Source organism: Haloarcula sp. MBLA0138 (assembly GCF_055632455.1).
Window position 1 is genome coordinate 177,283 of record NZ_JBVMVU010000002.1, and the last position, 19,059, is coordinate 196,341.

At 67.4% G+C, this 19,059-nt stretch carries 18 protein-coding genes and 1 pseudogene; 9 read left to right on the plus strand and 10 right to left on the minus strand.

What is annotated here, in order from left to right:
- Positions 1–5 precede the first annotated feature (5 nt).
- The 4 genes from ACV7JO_RS16395 to ACV7JO_RS16410 all read left to right on the plus strand — a co-directional run bounded on the left by ACV7JO_RS16395 (position 6) and on the right by ACV7JO_RS16410 (position 1,637).
- Positions 6–548, plus strand: a complete 543-nt coding sequence (locus ACV7JO_RS16395; protein ID WP_470356171.1) for a VIT1/CCC1 transporter family protein — start codon at positions 6–8, stop codon at positions 546–548.
- Positions 549–635: 87 nt separating this feature from the next.
- The gene (locus ACV7JO_RS16400; RefSeq protein ID WP_470356172.1) at positions 636–1,055 is read left to right on the plus strand and encodes a universal stress protein; all 420 of its coding nucleotides are present in this window, start codon (positions 636–638) and stop codon (positions 1,053–1,055) included.
- Positions 1,052–1,501, plus strand: a complete 450-nt coding sequence (locus ACV7JO_RS16405) for a pyridoxamine 5'-phosphate oxidase family protein (protein ID WP_470356173.1) — start codon at positions 1,052–1,054, stop codon at positions 1,499–1,501. The genes ACV7JO_RS16400 and ACV7JO_RS16405 overlap by 4 nt, the downstream gene beginning before the upstream one ends.
- Position 1,502: 1 nt before the next feature.
- Positions 1,503–1,637 carry an archease gene (locus tag ACV7JO_RS16410; protein ID WP_470356174.1) on the plus strand — a complete coding sequence of 45 codons (135 nt, stop codon included), beginning with the start codon at positions 1,503–1,505 and terminating at the stop codon, positions 1,635–1,637.
- 80 nt (positions 1,638–1,717) lie between these two features.
- On the opposite strand, the gene ACV7JO_RS16415 is transcribed toward ACV7JO_RS16410, so the two are convergent.
- Together ACV7JO_RS16415 and ACV7JO_RS16420 are read right to left on the minus strand one after the other, a co-directional pair.
- Positions 1,718–2,347: a phosphoribosyltransferase gene (locus tag ACV7JO_RS16415; protein ID WP_470356175.1), complete on the minus strand. Its 630-nt coding sequence runs from the start codon at positions 2,345–2,347 to the stop codon at positions 1,718–1,720.
- 66 nt (positions 2,348–2,413) lie between these two features.
- Entirely contained in the window at positions 2,414–2,866 is a 453-nt protein-coding gene (locus ACV7JO_RS16420) for an Hsp20/alpha crystallin family protein (protein ID WP_470356176.1), read from the minus strand.
- Between the two features lie 456 nt (positions 2,867–3,322).
- Here ACV7JO_RS16420 and ACV7JO_RS16425 point away from each other — a divergent pair, with 456 nt between their 5' ends.
- Positions 3,323–3,640, plus strand: a complete 318-nt coding sequence (locus tag ACV7JO_RS16425) for a hypothetical protein (RefSeq protein WP_470356177.1) — start codon at positions 3,323–3,325, stop codon at positions 3,638–3,640.
- A 210-nt stretch (positions 3,641–3,850) separates the two neighbouring features.
- Here ACV7JO_RS16425 and ACV7JO_RS16430 read toward each other — a convergent pair whose 3' ends face one another.
- Together ACV7JO_RS16430 and ACV7JO_RS16435 are read right to left on the minus strand one after the other, a co-directional pair.
- Positions 3,851–4,177 carry a DUF6788 family protein gene (locus ACV7JO_RS16430; RefSeq protein ID WP_470356178.1) on the minus strand — a complete coding sequence of 109 codons (327 nt, stop codon included), beginning with the start codon at positions 4,175–4,177 and terminating at the stop codon, positions 3,851–3,853.
- Positions 4,178–4,271: 94 nt separating this feature from the next.
- Positions 4,272–4,409 (minus strand): hypothetical protein, encoded by a 138-nt coding sequence (locus tag ACV7JO_RS16435; protein ID WP_470356179.1) that lies wholly within the window; start codon positions 4,407–4,409, stop codon positions 4,272–4,274.
- Between the two features lie 1,245 nt (positions 4,410–5,654).
- Here ACV7JO_RS16435 and ACV7JO_RS16440 point away from each other — a divergent pair.
- Positions 5,655–6,467: pseudogene (locus tag ACV7JO_RS16440) on the plus strand (AAA family ATPase); the annotation flags it as partial.
- A 716-nt stretch (positions 6,468–7,183) separates the two neighbouring features.
- Here ACV7JO_RS16440 and ACV7JO_RS16445 read toward each other — a convergent pair.
- Entirely contained in the window at positions 7,184–7,870 is a 687-nt protein-coding gene (locus ACV7JO_RS16445; RefSeq protein ID WP_470356180.1) for a helix-turn-helix domain-containing protein, read from the minus strand.
- Positions 7,871–8,052: 182 nt separating this feature from the next.
- Between ACV7JO_RS16445 and ACV7JO_RS16450 the strand changes: the two genes are divergently transcribed.
- Both ACV7JO_RS16450 and ACV7JO_RS16455 read left to right on the plus strand, forming a co-directional pair.
- Complete coding sequence (locus ACV7JO_RS16450; RefSeq protein ID WP_470356181.1) at positions 8,053–8,847, plus strand: alpha/beta fold hydrolase; 795 nt, start codon at positions 8,053–8,055, stop codon at positions 8,845–8,847.
- Positions 8,848–8,937: 90 nt separating this feature from the next.
- Positions 8,938–9,879: a glycosyltransferase family 2 protein gene (locus ACV7JO_RS16455; protein WP_470356182.1), complete on the plus strand. Its 942-nt coding sequence runs from the start codon at positions 8,938–8,940 to the stop codon at positions 9,877–9,879.
- Between the two features lie 42 nt (positions 9,880–9,921).
- Here the strand turns inward: ACV7JO_RS16455 and ACV7JO_RS16460 are convergent, their stop codons facing one another.
- The 5 genes from ACV7JO_RS16460 to ACV7JO_RS16480 all read right to left on the minus strand — a co-directional run bounded on the left by ACV7JO_RS16460 (position 9,922) and on the right by ACV7JO_RS16480 (position 17,970).
- On the minus strand, positions 9,922–10,257 hold the full coding sequence (locus ACV7JO_RS16460) for a hypothetical protein (RefSeq protein WP_470356183.1): 336 nt from the start codon (positions 10,255–10,257) through the stop codon (positions 9,922–9,924).
- Positions 10,244–14,173 (minus strand): ABC transporter ATP-binding protein/permease, encoded by a 3,930-nt coding sequence (locus ACV7JO_RS16465; RefSeq protein WP_470356184.1) that lies wholly within the window; start codon positions 14,171–14,173, stop codon positions 10,244–10,246. The genes ACV7JO_RS16460 and ACV7JO_RS16465 overlap by 14 nt, the downstream gene beginning before the upstream one ends.
- A complete protein-coding gene (locus tag ACV7JO_RS16470) occupies positions 14,170–15,168 on the minus strand; it encodes an ABC transporter permease (protein WP_470356185.1) in 999 nt (332 codons plus the stop codon). Before ACV7JO_RS16470 ends, ACV7JO_RS16465 begins: the two co-directional genes overlap by 4 nt.
- A gap of 4 nt (positions 15,169–15,172) precedes the next feature.
- Positions 15,173–16,813, minus strand: a complete 1,641-nt coding sequence (locus ACV7JO_RS16475) for an ABC transporter substrate-binding protein (RefSeq protein ID WP_470356186.1) — start codon at positions 16,811–16,813, stop codon at positions 15,173–15,175.
- A 362-nt stretch (positions 16,814–17,175) separates the two neighbouring features.
- A complete protein-coding gene (locus ACV7JO_RS16480) occupies positions 17,176–17,970 on the minus strand; it encodes an IclR family transcriptional regulator (RefSeq protein ID WP_470356187.1) in 795 nt (264 codons plus the stop codon).
- A 611-nt stretch (positions 17,971–18,581) separates the two neighbouring features.
- On the opposite strand from ACV7JO_RS16480, the gene ACV7JO_RS16485 reads away from it, so the two are divergent.
- A complete protein-coding gene (locus ACV7JO_RS16485; RefSeq protein ID WP_470356188.1) occupies positions 18,582–18,947 on the plus strand; it encodes a VOC family protein in 366 nt (121 codons plus the stop codon).
- Positions 18,948–19,059 lie beyond the last annotated feature (112 nt).

Genomic DNA, 19,059 nt, shown 5'->3' on the forward strand with positions numbered 1-19,059 from the left:
CCGTGATGGAGCGGCTACTCGGCGACGATATCGAGTCCTCGGGGCGGTACCTCGCGGAGGTGATATACGGCGCGAACGACGGCATCGTGACGACGTTCGCGGTCGTCTCCGGGGTCGCCGGCGCGGCGCTGAGCCCGTCTATCGTACTCGTGTTGGGCGCGGCGAACCTCTTCGCCGACGGCGTCTCGATGGGGATGAGCAACTACCTCAGTCGGCGGTCGGAACTGGACTACCGCCGCTCGGCCCGGAGTCGCTCGGCCGCGACGGGACCGGGCGACGGGAAGTCGCCCCGGCGGACGGCCGTCGTGACGTTCGGGGCGTTCGTCGTCGCCGGGTGGGCGCCGCTGGTACCGTTCGTCCTCGCCATGTCCCCGCCGTTCCCGCTGTCTATCGCGTTCACCGGGTTGGCGTTCTTCCTCGTCGGCGCGAGCCGGAGTCTGGTGACGGCGCGGCGCTGGTACGTCAACGGGACCGAGATGTTCGTCGTGGGAATGTTCGCCGCCCTGGTCGCGTACGTCGTCGGCCGCCTCCTGCGTGGCGTCGCATGACCGAGCGCCGACGAGCGACCCGGTACCAGCGGCTTACCCCGCGAAACGAGTAACTGTTTTTTGCCGTCGTCGCCAGTGCTCACGGACATGTACGAGGCAATCCTCGTCGGTATCGACGGCAGTCCGTCGGCCAACAGAGCGGTCGTCCACGCGCTCGAACAGGCCGAGCAAAGCGGCGCGGACCTCCACGCCGTCTTCGTCGTCGACACGAGCCGGTACGCCGAGCCGGCACTGAGCTCCAGCGAACTCGTCACGGACGACATCGAGGACTGGGGGCGCGAGCAACTCGCCGAGGTCGAGGAGCGGGCGTCGGAGCTGGGTATCGACGTCACCACGCGGTGCTGTCACGGCCGGCCACCCGAGGAACTCATCGAGTACGCCGACAGCGTCGACGCCGACCTCATCGTGCTGGGCTATCAGGGGCAGTCCCACACCGAGACGGACTACCTCGGGAGCGTCGCCGACCGAGTCATCCGGAACGCGGGCCGGCCGGTGTTCGTCACGTGAGCGAGCGCGACCCGACCCGGATGGCCGACGCGGCGCGCGACGAGGCTCTCGGGGACGGCGGCGTCGGCGTCGTCGCCTTCGCCGGCCCGAGCGACGAGCCGCCCCACACGGTGCCCGTCTCGTACGGCTACGACGCCGCCGAGACGGCCTTTTACTTCAGGCTGGCCGTCGACGCCGACAGTGGGAAGGCGGCCCGACTCGAGAACCCGGTGACGGTGGTAGTCCACGGGGAGAGCGACGCGGGGCGGTGGAGCGTCGTCGCCGCGGGCCGACTCCAGCGGACCACCGAGGAAGACGTGGCGAGCGAGACGCTGCAGGGCCTGCGTCGGGTCCACATCCCGCTGTTCGACGTGTTCGGTCGGCCCTCGCGGGACGTGCAGTTCGAGTTCTACCGCCTGCTGCCCGACGAGATGAGCGCCCTGAAGGAGTCGAGCGCGGCCGACTGAGATGCCCTACGAGATACTCGGCCACCCCGCCGACGTGAAGTTCCGGGCGACCGGGGCGACGCCGGCGGCGGCCTTCGAGAGCACAGTGAGTGCGGTCGCCGAACTGGTCGGGGCGGCCGGCGCGTCGGTCCCGTAGTTCGTCCGCGTATACGGTGTGCTAGAACGTAAGTCCCACGTCGAGCGGGGCCGTGCCGCGCCGACAGCAGCGGTGCGCCGTCAGTCGTCGTCCCGGAGATACGCCGCGGCGTGGCCGTTCGAGACCTGCTCGAACGAGCGATAGAACTGACCGACCGCGCCGAAGTGGTCGGGCGTCTCGACGCAGACGACGTCGTCGGCTTCGGTCAGGAGGCGGTCGACGGCGTCCGGCGACGCGACCGGGACCGCGACGGTGACGCGGCCGGCCCCGGCGTCCCGGAGGTGTCTGAGACACGCCATCGCGGTCGCACCGGTGGCGACGCCGTCGTCGACGACGAGGACTGACTTGTCACGGATGCGCAGCGCCGGCCGGTCGGCGCGGTACCGCTGGACCTTCGCCAGCGCGGCCCGGCGCTCCCGGGCTATCGCGTCGTCGATGAACGACGGGTCCAAGTCGAGCCGGTCGGCGACGGCGTCGTTCAGCCAGACGGTGCCGTCGCTGGCGACGGCTCCGAAGGCCAGTTCCGGGTTCCACGGCGTTCCCAGTTTGCGGGCGACAACGACATCGAGGGGAACGCGCAGTTGGTCGGCGACGGCCCGGCCGACCGGCAGGCCGCCCCGGGGGATGGCGAGAACGATATCCACGTCGATGTCGCGGGCGGCGACCGCCTCGGCGAGGCGTCGGCCGGCGTCTGTCCGGTCGGTGAACATAGCTTCGTAGTGCAGTTTGTTCCGGTGCCGTCGGTCGGCGGCCGGCGAGCGCGGCGGGGAACGCCGCTACTCGATGTCGATTCGGCGCGCCTCCTCTACTTCTCGTTTCGGGAGCGTGACCGTCAATACGCCGTGTTTCATGGTCGCTTCGACCCCGTCGGTTTCGACCTCGGTCGGGAGCTGTATCGCCCGGTGGGCCGACTCGTGGTGGCGCTCGTGGTGGAGGTAGCGACTCTCCGCTTCCGACTCGTCCTCGGCGAGCGTCTCCTCGCGGTCGGCCTCGATTCGGAGGGTGTGGTCGGTCACCCGGACGGTGATGTCGTCGCGTTCGTATCCCGGTAGGTCGACGGCCACGACCAGCGCGTCGGCGCGGTCGACGAGGTCGATGTCCATCGACTCCGCCGGCGACCACCAGTCGAACGGCCCGCTCGACCCCCACGACCGCGAGGAGTCGCCGAACTGGCGGTTCATTCGCTCGAAGAACCGTTCCAACTCCGAGAGAGGGGAATCTGTACTCATCCTCGACGGCGCTACGGCGACGCCGGCAAAGACTATGTGTCCGTTACCGCCGTGGTCGGTTCACCGTCGTCGGCTCGGGCTGTCGGAAGACACGGCGAAACCGCGGGTAAGCAGTGGGTATCCGTGTCGCTGTCGGACAGAGTGAGCAGCGCGGCGACGGGCGGTGTGACGACACGGCGTGAAAGGGGAATGGACAGGAACCGAGCGTCGCCCGGGGCCCGAACCGCTGGACGAACGTCACGCGCCACCGGGACGGCGCTCGAACGGTTGGGGACCGTGGGGGGTGATGACACTGGGCCTCCAACCGTTTTATTCGAGGGACCGACGACCAATGAACCGTAGGTATCGGCACCGAACGTCTTTTTCAGTCGACCGTCAGTCGCCGCCCGAACCCTGCCACAGGCCACCCGGTGTGTGGCCGAAACACCGATACCCGGGTCGCGCGTAGACGCGGCCATGGTCGAGAGCCAGTGGGAAGACATCCGTGGGAAGCGCCTCCGGTACCAGGACCACGCGTGGCGGCTCACCGGTGCGGTTGATATTCTGCAGGACGGTGCGGTCGTCGCCGCCGCGGCGGTACAGGTCGACAGCGTGAAACACCGGTCGGCCCGCCTCTTTTTCGGGCTGTCCGACCCGCCGGACTCGCTGAACCCCGGCAACCTCGGACGGCACTTCGATAGCCTCCTCGAAGCGGACGGTTCGGAACACGTCATCCGCGTGGAGAAAGGGGGCAGGACGTACCGATACGAGCTGCAACGGCTGCTGTACGACTAGCGGTGCGCGGTAACGTCGGCTTACCGAGACCATCGACGTGGCGAACAGCCAGCCGTTCTGTGACAGCGAAGTGGGCTCCTCGAACGGGGCGAATCACAGATGTACTTTTGTTCGATTTCGGGACCCCGAGCGAGATACGCAGGACACACAACGAGTGGCGTACTCCGAACACGTCTCGAAAGACACCGGGACTCCGTCGCGTACTCGCAGCTACTCGTCCGCGCCGGCCGGGCCGATGTACTGCGAGCGTATCCGCTCCCCGTCGCGCCACTGCCAGTACCGGTAGCGGTTGTCGTTGATCGTCTTGACCGTGAGCGTGGCCTTCGACGGGACCCCGGCGGGTCGGTCGGGACCCTCGTCGGCGGCAGTTCGGTCGTCCCTGTCGCGCTCGCCGTCCGGCGCGGGCCGCTCGCGGCGGTCGGCCAGCGCCGTCGCGTAGTCCGCGAGGTCACGGAGCGCCGCCGCCGAGAGCCCGTCGACTCGGTCGCCGAGGTCCGCCGGAAGGCTCGCCGGTGGGGTGAGTTCGTCGTCGGACATGTTAACCAACACTGGCGGCGGATACGTAGCTTTGTTGGTTAATCCGCACCCGGCGACGCCCGCGGAGACGTCTCCGGCGCGACTGACGCGTCGGTCACTCGCCGACCGCGTCGAGGTAGGCGTCGATGATACGGCTCTTCCGGTGGGAGACGTGCAGGTGCGACCGGAGGCCGTTCTGCGTCTCGTAGGGCAGGCCACAGATTGGACAGTCGAACTTCGTCAGCTGTTTCATGAGTCTTGATACCACGTCAGAGAAGATACGTATATCGACCCTCCAAGGACGAAATCGCGGATTCGTGAGTCCTGACGAAGTGTGCCGTCGATACTACGAATCAACCAACAGTGGGGCGCGCCCGCGTCGCTGTTGGTTAAATAGCGGGAGGGAGCGCGACGGTTCCGTCGGCGGTGCAGTCGTCGTCACCTGATGGGAGCGTAGAGTAACAGACATCTACTACAGAAGTCTGTAACAGATACCCGACGAGACTGAAGCGAAGTGTCCGAACAGAACGGCCGGTACCGGCGATGTGACCGAAGCGTGCGACCGGCCACGGATTGGTGGGCGTGACGCTGATAGTGACCCGCCCCCGGTCACTTCGCCGAGCGTGAGAAGGAGCCATCGTCGGCGGTCCGAGATTAACCAACAGCGCGGCTCGTCTCCGTCGAGTGTTGGTTAAAGCGGCGTGACTGCGGCGTCGGAGCGGGAGCAGCGGGGAAAGCAGTACCGAGAGGGCAGGACGGAAAGAGCGCACGGCGTGGAGGACAAACGATGGGATGGAGAGCGTCGACGGGGAAGGACGCGGAGATGGGAGGGAGCGAACGGAGCGACGGACCGACGGACCAACGGAGAGGGGGAGTGAGGAAGGAGTAAGAAGAAGGAGGAGAGGGACGACAGGGGGCGACGGCAGACGAGAGACAGAAGAGGGGACCCACCCACCCCACTGGTTCCGCTGTTAGCGGGAAGACAGGCGGCACCACCCCCATGGGAGGGGGTGTTTTGCTGTCTAGTGAGGAACAGCGTGCGGTTGCTGTTTCTTCCCGATACACTTGAACTTATTCACTAGAACTAGAAAGGTATTGGACAGAGAAGACGTCCACCCACCCGTATCCATCCCATCTAACAGCGGAAGTGGTGGGGTGGGGGTACTCTCATCCCCACGCCGGTAACACCTGCTTACCACCGCTTCCCTGACTAACAGCGGAACCAGTGGGGTGGGTGTCTAGTTACCGGTCGTCCGCTCAGCGGCCGTGACCACACACTGTCTCGAAACAGCGGAACTGGTGGGGTTCTCAGCGCTGAATCGACCGGTTCGGATACCTCTCCCGACGCGTCCGCCGGTGATGCGGAACGAGTACGGTCACGTTACCGCCTAACAGCGGAAGAGGTGGGGTGAGTATTATATAAATAACCATGAACAGCGGAAGCAACGGAAGCAGCGGAACCAAAGGTTAAGTCCCCACGGTCCGCAGCGTCACGTGAATGACCGACATCACGTTCTCGCCCACGTCGACCATCTTCGAGCGGCGTGAGGCGCTCCTCGAGGAGTGGACGCCCGACGAACTCGTCGGGCGGGACGAGGAACTCCAGCGGTACCACTCGGCGCTCCAGCCGGTCATCAACAACGAGACGCCCTCCAACATCTTCCTGTACGGGAAAAGCGGGGTCGGGAAGACCGCCGCGACCCGGTATCTGCTCGAAGCCCTCGAACGGGACGCGGCCGGCGTCGACGGGCTCGACCTCAGCACGGTCGAGATAAACTGCGACGGGCTGAACTCCAGTTACCAGGCCGCAGTCGCGCTCGTCAACGAACTGCGCGACCCGGCGAACCAGATATCTAACACCGGCTACCCGCAGGCGTCGGTCTACCAGTTCCTCTTCGACGCGCTCGACGACCTCGGCGGGACCGTCCTCATCGTCCTCGACGAGGTCGACCACATCGAGGACGACTCGCTGCTGTACAAACTCCCGCGCGCCCGGTCGAACGGCGACATCTCGACGGCGAAGCTCGGCGTCATCGGCATCTCGAACGACCTCGACTTCCGCAACCAACTGTCGTCGAAGGTCCGCTCCAGCCTCTGTGAGAAGGAGGTGTCGTTCTCGGCGTACAACGCCCGCGAGCTCCAACTCGTCCTCGCCCAGCGGCGGGACGTCGCGTTTCAGGACGAGGTCATCGACGACGGCGTCATCGAGATGTGCGCCGCTTACGGCGCGAAGGACTCGGGGGACGCGCGCCAAGCCCTCGACCTTCTGTTGGAAGCCGGCGACCTCGCCCGCGAGTACGAGGACGCCCTCGCACCGAGAGCAAGGGGGCACGGGGTGGCCCGCGAGGCCGGCGGGGCCATGCGCCTCGCTGGGGGAACCGGGACCAAGGGGGGGTCGTCGGAGGAAGTGTAGAGAATTTAGGTAACATGTACGTAGGGGATTAGGTAGGGGGCGAAGGTAAAAGGATAAAAAAAGTAATAGGTTTAGAATGAAAGGTAATTGTTTATGAAGAGAAAGTAATATGATGTGTATGGAGTGAGTGGGTGGTAAAAGATATCTCCTGTATCTATAGGGGGGGGTAAGGGAAGTGGGGGAGGGAGTGGGGGGGGTGTTAGAGGTAATTTAAGGGGTATAGAGAGTAGTGTATTAAAATTGAAGTTGTATTGGTTATATAGAGTTATGATGTTAGAGATTTAAAGGATTATAGATGTATTAAAAGTAAAGGAGTTAGGAGATATATAGGGATATATAAAGGTCCGGCAGCTACCCCATCGGTTCCGCTGTTAGCCGTCCCCGGACCCATCCGGCGTATTCTCCGGTGTAAAGAATTCTCCGGGCCGTTCGGGCCGCTCACACACCCCACCGGTTCCGCTGTTAGCTGACACGTTCGGCGTCGGAGCCTACTCGCTCGCCCAACAGGTGGCGGCCCGACTCGACCCCACCGGTTCCGCTGATAGCTGCCGCGGACGGGTCCGACACGGAGTCCCAGACGCTCGGGTCCCGGTTCGGCGTCTCGACGGGCCGTGTCAGTCCGGAAGCGGCGGCCACGTCGTCGCCGTCGTCTCCTCGATGAGCCGGGTCTGTGCGCGCCGGAGGCGCTCCGAGACCGCGGATGCCGAGACGCCCAGTTCGTCGGCGACCGCCTCCAAGGAGGTCCGGCGCGGAATCTCGAAGTATCCCCGCTCGTAGGCCGTCCGTAGCGCCTCCCGCTGGCGGTCGGTCAGTCCGTCGCCCGGCGGCTCGGGCTCGCCGTCGCGGGCGAGCCGGAACAGTCGGAACCCAGCCGTGTGCCGCCAGAACGCGGCGAACTCGCCGAACGCGTCCCGGTCCGCGAACCATCCCGTCTGCCGCCAGCCGTCGGGGCGAACCTCGATTCGCTCGATGATCGCGTCGACCGTGGCGAGGGCTTCGAGCGAGCCGAGGTCGTCGATGTGGTCACCGAGCTGTTCCTCCAGACTGAGCGCCGGGAGCGCTTGATAGCGGCGCGTGTCACCGGCCTGCCCGACCAGCGTCCACTCCCGAACGTCGACGGCGTCGGTCAGCGCAGCCTCGACAGCGTCCCCGGACCCGCCCGTCGCGGTGACGAGGAACGGCGGCCTGTCGCCGTGGTTGAACTGGAGTTCGAGGGTCACCGTCGTCGCCGGCACCGCCGCCGCGACGCCGACCAGCGGGAGCGCTTCGCACCGTATCTCGAACTCGGCGACGAGTCCCATGACGGGTCGTCCCCGTCGATGCTAATGGGCCTGTCGGAACGGCCGACCGAGCCGCTCGTCCGGGGTCGCCCAGAACACACCGCACTCGTGTCTGTGACTGCGTCTTCGTCTCCCGCCCCGACTTAAATCGCCTAATCACTGAGAGAACGGCTTAGCCCGGTCCACCGCGAACCCGGAGAGGCATGCAGACGACACAGTCCGCAGACGGAACCGAGATAGCCTACGAACGCCGCGGCGACGGCCCGCCGCTCGTACTCCTCCACGGCGGGATGGCCCCCCGAGAGTACTGGGACCCCGTCGTCCCGCACTTCGAGGACTACGCCGCCGTCGTCCCCCAGCGACCGGGCTTTGGCACCTGTCGGGACGGGCTCACCGAGACGACGGCAGACGAGGTGCTGGCCCGCGAGGCGCGGTCCGTCCGCGCTCTCGTCGACGCCGTCGACGGCGACCCGGTGCTGTTCGGTCACTCCTACGGCGCGCTCACCGCCGTCGAGGCCGCGACTGACTCGTCGGTCGAGGCGGTCGTCGCGTACGAACCCGCGGTCCTCCCGGAGGGACGCCGCGCCGAGGCCGACCTCGCCGACCGCATGGCCGCGCTCGTCGACCGGGGCGAGCGCCGCGAGGCGGTCAAACGCTACGTCGAACAGGTCCTCCATCCCGACGGTGTCGACGACCTCGACGCGTGGCTGGCCGAGTGGCCGGTCTGGCCGGCGTGTGTCGACCTCGCGGAGGAGGTGGTCCGGATGAACCGCGCCGTCGAGCGCTACCGGCTTCCGGACCGCCTCGCCGTCGACGCGCCGACGCTCGTGCTCACCGGCACCGGCGGACCGGAGTTCCTCCGCGAGAGCGCCCGCGCCGTCCACGACGCGCTCCCGCACAGCCGGCTCGTCGAGTTCGACGGGCTCGGCCACGGCGGCCCCGGGAACGACCCGGCCCGCGTCTCGGCGGCCGTCCGCTCGTTCCTGACCGGTCGGTAGTCCGGCACGCGCCGCCGGCGGCCGCCGCCCCCGCGAACCCGGTGGCTATTTACGACGGCTCCGCCACCCCGGAGACGACTGGCTCGACCGATGTCTCCCACCGACCGCGACCCCGTCAGCGTGATACTCCCGACCGTCGAGTGGACGCCGGCCTGTGACGACCTGCGCGCACAGCTTCGCCCCGGCGACGAACTGCTCGTCGTCTGCGACGCCGACGACGACCCGGTGGCTAGCCGGGACCCGCCCGCGGGCGTCGACGTACTCGTCGCCGGCGAGCCGTCGGGCTGTTCGGGGAAGGCCAACGCCGTCGCCCGCGGGATGGAGCGGGCCGCAAACGACCGCTTCGTCTGGACCGACGGCGACTTCGAGCGCGGGTCCGACTGGCTCGACCGGCTGGTCGCCGCGGGCGAGCGCCACGGGCCGGCGACGGCGGTGCCGTTCTTCTACGGCGGCGGCTGGTGGGCGCTCGTCGAGGTCTGGGCGATGCTGTTCTCGACGCTGTCGCTGTATCTCGGCGTCGGCGTCTGGGGCGGGAACGCGTGGGGCGGCGGGGTGACGTTCACCCGCGAGGACGTGGCCGTCGACGAATTGGTCGCGGACCTCCGGACGGTCCTCAGCGACGACGCCTTGCTCTCGGCGCATCTGGGCGACGTACACCCGGTCCGGTCGATGGTCACGCCCGTCGAGGTGGCCGGCGACTTCCGGGCGGTCGTGAACCGCTCGGTCCGGTTCAACCGCTTGACCCACCTCCACGAGGGGATGTACGGCGGCCTCGTCGGCCTGTGTCTGCTCGTCGCCGCAGCGGCGTGGTTCGTCCCGTGGAGTGCCGTCGCCCTGACACTGCTTGCCGTCGCCGCCTACCGGCTCGTCGGAATCCGGCGCTGGACCGTCCTCCTCGCCTTCCCGGGCCTGTTCACGACGCCGGTCGTCTTCGCCGCGGCCGTCTGCCGCCGGGAGTTCGAGTGGGCCGGCCGCCGCTACCGCCTCGACGGCCCGCGGGACGTGACGGTCGTCGAACCCGACGCATCCTGAACGCCGGGGCGGCGCTCCGGAACTTTCGAGGCGGGGCGGCAGTCAGAACCAGCCCGGCTGTGCGACCAGCGCGACGAGGAAAAGCACCACGCCGACACCGACCCCGGCGACGCCGAGATACCGGGGTATCCTGCGGTCGACGGACAGCTTCGCCGCGACAACCGTGACTGCGGCCCCAGTCCCGCCCACGACTGGACGGAACCACGGCGGGACCTCCGCCGGTTCGAGCAGCACGGTCGGCGTCGTGTCGCCGTGGCCCGCGTGGGCGGCCGCCGTCCCCGCGACGAGAACCACCGCGAGACACCAGAGGACGCCGACGGCGGTCCGCGCAGTCGCCCGCCGTCGCCCGCCCGCCGTCTCGCGGTCAGAACGCGTCACGGAACCACGGGAGGAACCCCGAGAGGAAGCGGTCGGTCGCCGGCATGAAGTACGAGCCGTAGTGGTACGTCGGGTCGAGCGTCGTGACGACGAGGTCGCCGGCCCACGTCTCGCGGTCGAGGTAGAGAACCGCCCCGCCCTCGTCGTCGGTCACCAGCGTCTCCGCGCCCGCTGGCGCGTCGAACGAGCCGTGGAAGTGCCACGTGCAGTCCGCCGGCGGTACCGACTCGAAGAACGGGTGGTCGCGGCGCGGGAACCGGAGTCCGCTGTCGCCGTCGTCGTCGAGCCACCACCAGAAGTTCGTCGGCCTGTGCGTCCACTCCATCTCGGGGAGCCACGGGTCCGGCTGGCCGCCGAAGACGGCCGCGTCGCCACCGTCCTCGAGGAACGAGCGGACGGTGTCAGCGCCGTCGTGGAGCGCGCCGAGGTGCAGGCGCGACGGGACGAACAGGCGGTCGAACTCGCGCAGGTCTGTCTCGGGGAGCTCCCGGACGTGGACGACTTCGTCGACGTACCGGGCGTACTCGGAGTCGAACAGCGTCCGCCGCTGGGGTGCGGACCCGCCGTAGAGCGCGACGAGTTCCGTCATCGCCGTCCCCCGTCCTCTCGCTGGCGGTCCGCCGTCCGGTCGACGGTCGACGCTGTTCGAATCCACGCGAGGAGCTGGGGCGGGACGCGCGCAGCGGTCGTCTCGCGTCTGTCGAACGCGACGAGGTCGTTCCCGCTGTGGGCGAATATCGTCCCCGCGGTCGTCTCGTCGTCGACGTAGACGACCGGCTCGCCGCCGTCGAGCCTGAGCAGCACCGTCGCGCTCTCCGGAGGCGGATTGTGGCCGCGGGCGAAGAAGCCCGCGACGCCGCGCTGGTAGGTCAGGTCCGCCATCGAGACGCCGTCGAACACCGGATGCGCGGTGTCCTCGACGACGACGTAATCGTCGTGGTCGGTGACTTCCATCGGGACGAACGGCTCCGCCCCGGGGAGCCACCGCCGCGAGAGGTGACCGCTGAACGCAACGACCCCGCCAGCGTCGAGAAACGCCCGGATTCGGCCGCGGTGGCGGTAGAGGAAATCTTGGTCGGCCTGACTCGATACGACTACGCCGGCGAACGCCGAGAGGTCCGTTTCGGGCAGGTCGTACTGGTCGATTCGAGTGAGCTGTCTCCGGAAGAACGACCGTTGGTCGTACCGCCGGGTGAAGCAGTCGTCCGGGTCGACGAAGCCGACCGGGGCGGTCGATCGTCCCGACTCGGCGGCATCGGTGGTCAGTTCGCCGGTTTCGCCCCGCTCCGGGGCGGTCGTCGCGTGTCGTCGTTCGGTGTCGTGTGCAGTCATCGGTTCTCCCGCGTTCGTCAACGAGCGTTTCGTCCACCGTCAGTTCGTCCGCAGTCGGGTCTTCGGGCGCGTGGAGCGCTCTGGTCGCCTCGATGAGCGTCCGCGTCGGCTCCGTCGTCGGGTCGGAAAACAGGGCCGCCGGCGCGCCGCTCTCGACGACGCGCCCGTCCGCGAGGACGGCGATGCGGTCGGCGAACTCGCTGGCGGCGGCGATGTCGTGGGTGATGTGCAACAGCGTGATGTCTCGGTCGGCGACGAGGCCGTACAGCAGGTCGAGCAGGTCGCGCCGCAGTGGTGCGTCCAGCATCGATGTCGGCTCGTCGGCGACCAGCACCGCCGGTTCGAGGACGAGTGCCCGAGCGAACGCGACGCGTTGGCGCTCCCCGCCCGAGAGCGCCGACGGCCGCCGTCGTGCGTACTCGTCTGCGGGGACGAGTCCCACGTCCCGAAGCGCCGCCCGGACCCGTTCGTCTCGGCTTTCCGGGTCACCGATATCGTGGACGTCGAGCGGTTCGCGAACCACTCGCTCGACCGATTGCGTCGGCGGGAGCGAGGCGTACGGGTCCTGAAACAGATAGTGGACCGTCCGCCCGAGCGCCCCGCGGTCGCCGGACAGCCACGACTCGACCGGTCGTCCCTCGACGCGAACGGTGCCCGAACTCGGCGTGTCGAGGCCGGCCGCCATCCGGCCGAGCGTGCTCTTTCCCGCGCCGCTCGCACCGACCAGCGCGACCGACTCCCCGCGGGCCAGCCGGAGCGTAACCCCGTGGAGGACCTCTTCCCCGCTGTAGGCCTTCTCGACGCCGTCGTAGTCGAGGTGCCACTCCGTCGGCGAGTCCTCGACCGCGGCGTCGCACTCGCCGCCGACCGCGTCCGCCGTCGGGAGCACGGGCCTCGCATCGAGTAGCTCGGCCGTATAGGGGTGGTCGGGGGCCGTCTGGAGGCGGTCCGTCGCCCCGATTTCCACGATGTCCCCGTCGCGGACGACGGCGACGCGGTCGGCGACGCGTGTGACCGATGCGAGGTCGTGCGTGACGACGACGAGCGCGAACCCGAGTTCCGACTGGAGCGATTCGAGCAGGTCGAGCAGTTCCCGCGTCGTCACGGTGTCCAGTCCGGTCGTCGGCTCGTCGGCCACCAGCACGTCCGGGTCGTTCGCCAGCGCCGCTGCGATGGCGGTCCGCTGGCGCATCCCACCGCTCAGTTCGTGGGGGTAGCGGTCGTGGCTCTCCTCGTCCAGTCCGACCGAGAGGAGTACGTTTCGGGCACGCTCGCGCGCGTCTTCGGCCGAGCAATCCCTGTGGGCGCGGACGGCCCCGGTGACCTGTTCGACGAGTTTCCGCCGCGGGTCGAGCGCGTTCATCGCTTCTTGGGGGACGAACGCGACGGCGTCACCCCGGAAATCAGCCATGGCGGCCTCGCGCGGGGACGCGTCTCCGTCGACGCGGTCGGTCCGGAGTGTGACGCTCCCCGAGGCCCGCGCCGCGGGGTCGAGCAGGTCCAGCAGCGCCAGCGCGAGACTGCTCTTGCCGCTGCCCGACTCGCCGACGACGCCGACTGTCTCGCCGTCGCCGACGGCGAAGTCGACGCCGTCGACGGCGACAGTCCCCTCGCCGTCACCGTAGACGACGCTGAGCGCCGAGACGTCGAGGGGCGGTTCGCCATCACCGCGCGAGCGAGCCGTAAGCGGCGGTCCGTCGCCGGTATCGGTCGCCGCACGTCGGTCGCCGGAGGCGCGGCGCTCGACGCCGAGCGCGAGGAAGGTAAACGAGAGAACGCTTCCGCCGATGGCGAGGCCCGGTGGGAGGACCCACCACGACCACGCGTCGGTCAGGAAGGCGCTTCGCTGTTGGGCGTAGAACAGTATCGTCCCCCACGAAGGGGCGGTGGGGTCGCCCAGCCCGAGGAAGCTGAGCGAGGCCTCGAGGAGAATCGCGGCGCTCGCGGCCTTGGCGAACTGCGCGACGGCGATGGGCAGCAGCGCGGGGACGACGTAGTGGCGCGCGACGTAGGTCGGCGGCGCGCCCATCGCCCGCGAGGCCCGGACGTACGTCCGTTCGCGGACCGAGAGGACCTGCGAGCGAATCTCCCGGGCCGGCTGTGCCCACATCACCGCGACGAGGACGCTGACCGTGGTCGACAGGCTCGGGCCGAGCACCGCCGCGGCGACGATGACCAGCGGGAGGAACGGTAGTGTCAGCACCACGTCGACCAGCCGCATCAGCGCGGTCTCGGTCCGACCGCCGGCGACGCCGGCCGTGACACCGACGAGTAGCCCCGAGAGGACGGCCAACGAACCGGCCAACAGGCCCACGAGCAGCGAGACGCGCGCCCCGACCAGCAGCAGCGAGAGGAGGTCGTGACCGGCGTCGTCGGTGCCGAGCGGGTGCGCGACACTCGGGGATTGGAAGGGGTCGCCGGCGGCGGCGTCGGCGGGGTACGGCGCGAGCGCAGGCGCGAGGACGGCCACGAGCGAGACACATACCACGCCCCCGGCACCGACAGCTACGAGCCAGTCCCGTCGGCCGAGCAGTTCCTGCCGGTCGACGAGTCCGCGGAGTCGGTCCCCGACGGTCGCGCTCACTCCGTAGCCCCCCCGGAAGCGGCTCCGGTCCGCGGGTCGACGAGCGGGTAGGTCAGGTCGGCGAGCACGTTCGCGGCGACGACCGTGACGGTGAGGACGAGGAAGGCCCCCTGTAGGAGCGGGTAGTCGCGGGCCAGCGCCGCATCGTAGACGAGCGAGCCGATTCCGGGGTAGGAGAACACCGTCTCGACGACGACCGCACCACCGACGAGCGTCCCCAACTGGAGTGTGAACCGCGTGTAGATGGGCAACAGCGAGTTCGGCAACGCGTGCCGGAACAGGACGGCACGCTCGGAGAGCCCCTTCGCTCGCTCGAAGCGGACGAAGTCCGCACCCGTCGTCGTGAGCACGGCCCCGCGCGCGACGAGGAAGATACCGCCGACACGCGCGAGCGAGAGCGTCGCCAGCGGAAGCGCGAGGTGCCTCGCCCGGTCGATGAGCGCCGCCACGACCCCGTCGGTCCCGCCGACGGAAGTGATTCCGTAGGAGGGGAACCAGCCGAGGTGGAAGGCGAACACCGAAACGAACAGCATGCCGACCCAGAACGCGGGCGTCGAATTCGCCGCAACTAGTCCCACCAGCAACGCCGCGTCCGTCCGCGTCCCCTCGTGCCACGCGCTCCACGCCCCGAGGAGCGTCCCCGCGAGCGTCGAGACGACGAGCGCGAGCCCCACCAACACGAGCGTCGACGGCAGGCGTTCGACGATGACGGCGGCGACCGGGCGGCCGAACATCACCGACGTGCCGAGGTCGCCCTGTGCGATACCGAGCAGGTAGTCGGCGTACTGGACGTGCAGCGGCTGGTCGAGACCGTAGGTCGACAGCAGTTCCCGTCGCTGTGTGGCGGTGAGGTCCGCAGCCGCCTGCCCGACGACGTACCGCAGCGGGTCCCCCGGTGCGAGGTACGGGAGCGCGAAGTTGACCGTCAGCGCCGCCAGCAGCGTCAGGCCGTACTCGACCGCAGCGGCCCCGACGCGGCGAACACGAGCGGGCATCGGCTCAGTCGAACGACCGAATCACGGCCGTGCCGCGCTCGTCGGTCGGGAGCAGCGACCATTTGTGGTGGATACCGAAGCCCGGCGACTCGGCCCACGCGTCGTGGGCCGACGGGTCGAACCCCCACCGCGGCTCGGGGTACCACAGCACAAGCGATGTCGGCTGGCTGTTGAACAGCCGCTGCATCTCGAAGAGGACCTCCTTTCGTGCCTCGACGGTTTCGGTCTGTCGCCACTCCTCGTACAGCGCGTCCCACTCGGGATACGCGAGGTCTTTCCGCCAGAGGTAGCCCGAGCGATGGGACATGACGAACTGGTCGGGGTCGGCGACTCCGTGGGGCGAGATGTCGCTGACGTACATGTCGAAGTCGCGCGAGTCGTACAGGTCACCGATGGAGCCGGGGTCGAGTGTGCGGACTTCGATGTCGATACCGACCGCGCCGAGCTGTGACGCGACCATCTCCGAGGCGCGAATCCACTTCGGCTGGTTCGACGCCACCTTCAGCGTGAACGCGAGCGGTTCACCGTCGCTCGTCTCGCGGACGCCGTCGCCGTCGTCGTCGGTGAATCCGAGTTCGTCGAGCGTCGACCGAGCGCGGTCGGGGCGGTACGGCGTCGACAGGTCCGGCGCGGTCCACGGCGACTCGGGGTGTGGATATCCCTCGACGCCCGGCCGCGCCATCCCGAGCGTGACGGTGTCGGTGATAGCTGTCCGGTCTATCGCGTCCGAAACCGCTCCGCGGAAGTCGTGCTGGTCGAACGGCGACCGTTCGTAGTTGATGCGAATCTCGACGAGCGATAGCCAGTCGGTCCGGACGACCTCCGTCGACTCGTTTTCCTCGAACCGGTCTATCGCCTCGGGTGGAATCGCCACGTTCGCGGTGTCTATCTCCCCCGTCTCCAGCGCGGTGAAGATTGTGGAGTGGTCCTTGATGATGGGAACCAAGACCTCGTCGACGAGCGGCTCTCCGCCGAAGTACGCGTCGTTAGCGACGAACCGGAGGCGCTCGCCCGGCTCGTAGTCGACCAACTCGAACGGGCCGGTCCCGACGGGATACTCCGCGTAGGTGTAGGGGTCGTCGACGTCCTCCCAGACGTGTTTCGGGAGTATGGGAAGGTCCGCGAACGTGATGTCCGCGAGCGTCGGTGCGGGATAGGCGCACTCAAAGCGAACCGTCTCGTCGTCGACGGCTTCGATGGTCTCGATGTGGGGCGCGTCGCTGACGTGGTGCGTGTACCGGTTCGGTTCGGCGTCGCGGAAATAGCGGTACGTGAACACCACGTCCTTGGCGGTGAACGGTTCCCCGTCGTGCCACGTCGCGTCCGTCCGAGCCGTCGCGGTCCACGTCGTCGCGTCGACTTTGGTTGTCTCCGTCGCCAGCCCCGGCATCGGGTCCTCGACGTACGGCGACGGGGCCAGTAGCCGGTCGTAGACGAGGTCTTTCAGCCAGTCGAACGAACTCCCGCTGCTGACGTAGAGGTTCAACGGCGAACTCGGGTCCGAGTCAGTAGCGATTCTGAGCGCGTCGCTTCCCGAGCCGGTGTCACCAGAACTGCTCGAACAGCCGGCGAGACTCGTGAGTCCGACGAGTCCAATCCCACCAGCCTTCAACGCCGTCCGTCGCGTTACGTTCTTATCTGCCATCATCGATTTAGGCTAACCTAAAGAATAAACGCCTTACGGTTTAGGATAGACTAAAAAACATTCGTCATAAAGCTATCCCCGGGCGGCGGGCATCGGTCCGTTTCGTCCCCGACGCCGACGGGGACTGGGTTCCGGAACCCACCGACGTTGGCCCGCTGTGACCGATCTCGACGAACTCCCGAACTATCCCGGCGACGAGTGTAAATAAATATAGTATCATGTATGTATATAGGGCATACATATAGACAAAAGGAAGAATATAATAGTATAATGCGAATGCTGGTGGCAGAATTACAGATTGAACTACAGAAATCCGGCTGTGGTTTCAGATATCGGGAAAATACATACCGGATCTGGGGAGGCTATACTGAATCCGAGTGCGCGATGTTCAGCTCCAGTTCGTTGACGAAGCTCAGGAGCGTCGAGACGACGTCCTCGTCTATCGGGTCGCCCTTCATACGGTGGTAGGGGCCGGTGACGGAACACGCGCCCAACACCTGCTCGTCCGGAACCAGTGGGGCCGCGACGGCGACCAGCCCCTCGACGCTCTCGCCCATGTTGTACGCGTAGCCGCGGTCCCGGACCTCGCCCAGTTTGTCCATGAGTGTGTCGAAGTCGGTTATCGTGTTGTCCGTCACCGCGGGCAGTGGCCCGCCGTCGAACACCGCCTCGACCTCTGCCCGCGAGCGATGCGAGAGGATGCACTTCCCGGCGGCGGTCTCGTGGGGGTAGAGCCGTTTGCCGATGCGGGTCCGCGTGGCGACGCCCTTGCCGCCGGTCTCCCGGAACAACGTCGTCGTCCGGCCGTTCTCGAGGACGGTGTAGATGCTGGTCTCGCCCGTCTCGGCGGCCAGTTCCTGCATCTTCTCCTTGATGACCTGCGAGCCGGGGTGGTCGTATCGGAGCTGCCCGCCGATGTCCAGAAAGCGCAGACCGAGGGTGTACTGCTGGCCGTCTCGGACGACGAAGTCGCTCTGTTGCAGCGTCTTCAGGTGTTTGTACGCGCCCCCCTTCGAGAGGCCGACCTCTCCGGCGATTTCGGTCACCGTTGCCGGACCGATGGACTGCAGCGCGTCCAGGACCGCGTGTGAACTCTCCACGGCTTGGACCGTCGGTGTCCCTTCGACCGCGTCCTCGGTGTTCGTGCGCTCGTCCATATCCAGCGGTTGGACTGTCTCGGCTTAACTTTTTCTCTGGGAAACGCAAGCGCTGGGTCGTTTCCCGACGGAACGCCCTTCCAGACGGTTCGTTTCCCTACTCGACGCTGGTGGAAGACGCAGTAACCCCGCTGTTCGACCCGATTCGTCGCTGACGGTCCACAGGCCGTCGCCGCGACACCTCCGGGCTGTTCGTCCCGCTCGAAACCCGGACCACCGGCTGTCATTTCCTATCAGGAAACGATTGCCACGGGCGGCGTGACGGACGGCGCGGGCCACGAACCGCTCGCGTGCCGACTGTACCGCGTGTTCGCGTAACGACCGTACATGTGTTATCCGTTCGCCCGATTAGACGGACGGCCGGTGTGATGTTTGGCAACTATTGTCAGATAACGAGCGTACGTATGTTATCTCTCTGCCGGTCTATCGGTGGCTCTGTCTTCCCGGGGCCGGCCAGCGGCGTTTACTGGGAGTAAACGACTACTCCGAGGGTCCGTTCGCACCCGAGAGACCGGTTCTCGCTTCGCTTTCTCGGGTCGTTTCGGTTTGGTTGCCCGTCTGCCCCACAAATTTGCGAAAGTATTTTATAATTGTAGTTGCTCGTAAAACTCGTGCTGGGAAAGATAGACCACATCGAGATCGAGGCCAGCGACGCGGAAGAGATGGCGGCGTTCCTCAAGAAGCTCGGCTACGAGGAGCGACGACAGACAAACCACCACGGCACGTCCTACGAACTCGAACCGGCTGACGGGGACGGCCCCCTCTTCGAGATTCACACCGTCGAGGACGAAGAGGTCCCCGGCATCAACCACATCGCGTTCGCCGCGGACGACGTCGAGGAGACGGCCGACGAACTCCGCGAGAACGGCGTCGAACGGGTCGTCGACCCGTACTACGTCGACAAGACGGGCCGGACCATCTGCAACTTCCGCGACCCCGACGGTCGCCGGTTTCAGGCGGTTTCGGACGACGAATAGGATTTCGAGCGCTGCAGTGTGACGCGAACGCTGTCGTGGGTCGCTCCGATACCACCACACCGGCCTGCGCCAGACTCCCGTCCGACACCATCCGTACGACACCCACCCCGAA